Here is a 2,089-nt window from a genome sequence, read left to right on the forward strand (position 1 = left end):
CCTTCATGTTTTGCGCTGTTCTTCCCAATTTCTACTTTCCAATTTCAAGTTTCAAGCCGTGAACGGCTACAAAATATTTATTTTTTCGGCGTTGAGTTTACGGATAAAAATGTGGGGGAATGAGTGGTTGAAAAGACTTTTTAATTCACAATTCAAGTTTTTGATACTGTATTGTCCGCTGGGGCACCCTCGGTGGTGCTGAACTTGACCTGCTGCTGTTTAAAAATGGAAAACGTTTCTGATTTGAATTTAAATGCAATTATGCGCCCCGTATGACAAATTCGATTAAAATTGCAAAACAGGATCATATGCGTTCACAAGTTCAAAGTTCACGGTTGAAAAAGACAAAAAGCATAAGAGAATTATGAGGGCACCTTTTGAAGATTTAAAAGAATTAATTCAAGAATTGAAATCAATATCCAAAATGTTTTACTCGTCGTATAGTTCACTGGGAAAACCGTGACTGTGAACCAACAACTGTAAACACTTACAAATCATAAAAACCAAATTTCCAATTTCTATTATCTAATTTCAGCGTTCCGTGAACGCTCACTTATTATCTATCCAGGTATAAAATTATATCTTCTTGACCAGGATACGTTTGTCATGCCTTTGATAAATGTCAATTCTCTATAAATTCTTTAGTAATTATGAAAAATTTATCTTTTCGGCGTTAAGTTCAAAAACAGAAAAGCGAGGTAATGGGTGGCTTAAAAGCCTCTTTAATTCATAATTCAAGCTTTTATGCTGGATTTTTCTTTGTAATTTCCTTATACATAAATGAATAGATTGTTTTCTGTTTGCCACTATGATAAATTATTTTATATACATAATGTGAAGTTTTTTTGATTTAATCACGAGGGTATTAGATATGGGTACAACGTTATTATTAAAAACAAAACATGGTATTGCTGATACAAAACCAATCATACTGGAGGCCTTGCAAGACCATATCAATTTTTCTTATGCCCGATTCCTGAAATTTGAAAGCGAGTGCAAAGAATTTGAAAAAAAGTATGAAATGGATTCCGAATTCTTTTTAAATAAATTCGATTCAGGGGAGTTAGGAGACGATCTGCAATGGTTTGATTGGTATGCTTCTATTCGCGGAAAGAAGCTTTGGGGAAAAAAATATCAGATACTAAGCGAAATATCATGGAACGAATAACTGACTATTTTTCGTTCTTTCTGGAAGCAATAAATGATAATGCGTGGGTTCGGAATGAAGAAGTTTCATTTCGAGAGATTGGAGAAAAAGAAGGTTACATTCGAGGAACTCTCTATTTACATGGCGGCCTTGAACTCCATGTGGCTGAATATGTTATCATCAATCATAAAAAACCTATAGCAATTAAGTACAGGTATCAACTCCAAACACCGGATAGCAAATTCATAGCCCGCTGGGATAATGCCCCTCATCACAGAGCAATAACTTCTTTCCCGCATCATAAGCATTGCCGAGATGGTGCAACAATCGCTTCATCAATAAATAATATTTACGAGATGCTTAATTCCTTGGACGACGAACTTAAAGACAAGATATAATGGAAACCATAGTTTTCATAAGTTATTCCCAACGTTACTCATTAGGCACTGGTTCAGTTTAATTGGGGAGTATTCCAGGATTGTTACGGTTTGCCTTCTTCACCTATTTTGGGCAAGAATTTTGTCCTTGATTTTATACATTGTTGGCGCTGAAATCATGCTCCAAAGTGAATTTTAAGAACTCTGAAATGTTCCTCATTTTAATTGACAGGTATAACTACTTGAAATAACAGGAGATTATTACACTAGACAGACCTGCAATATTAGATTATCGTAATCTACCATAATTTAAACCACATTTTCCTGGAGGTAGATTACATGGATATTTTTACTACTATATGCCCTAATTGTTCATCATTGGATATTAAAACCGATTTTCAATACAAAACGTTGAGTTTCGGCCTTCGTAATTTATTAATTTGTAATAATTGTACACGTCGTTTTTCTGAAACCAAAAATACATTTTTACAAGGGCTTAGGAAACCTATTATTTTAGTTTGGCAAATCTTGAACGCTAGGACTGAGGGTCTTCAACTTAATGCCG

Annotated in this window: 3 protein-coding genes; all 3 read left to right on the forward strand. The window is 34.4% G+C overall.

Features of this window, described 5'->3' with window-relative positions:
- Positions 1-871: 871 nt before the first annotated feature.
- Entirely contained in the window at positions 872-1,168 is a 297-nt protein-coding gene (locus U9P79_08500) for a hypothetical protein (GenBank protein MEA2104661.1), read from the forward strand.
- Positions 1,156-1,545 (forward strand): DUF6516 family protein, encoded by a 390-nt coding sequence (locus U9P79_08505; protein ID MEA2104662.1) that lies wholly within the window; start codon positions 1,156-1,158, stop codon positions 1,543-1,545. The genes U9P79_08500 and U9P79_08505 overlap by 13 nt, the downstream gene beginning before the upstream one ends.
- Positions 1,546-1,863: 318 nt before the next feature.
- Positions 1,864-2,089: IS1 family transposase (locus U9P79_08510; GenBank protein MEA2104663.1), on the forward strand; the 226-nt coding region annotated here is incomplete at its 3' end.

It is taken from the genome of Candidatus Cloacimonadota bacterium (genome assembly GCA_034661015.1).
GTDB lineage: Bacteria > Cloacimonadota > Cloacimonadia > JGIOTU-2 > JGIOTU-2 > JAYEKN01.

Coding starts and splice junctions, on each gene's coding strand:
- U9P79_08500 (MEA2104661.1), top strand. CDS start 872: ATGGGTACAACGTTATTATTAAAAACAAAACATGGTATTGCTGATACA.
- U9P79_08505 (MEA2104662.1), top strand. CDS start 1,156: ATGGAACGAATAACTGACTATTTTTCGTTCTTTCTGGAAGCAATAAAT.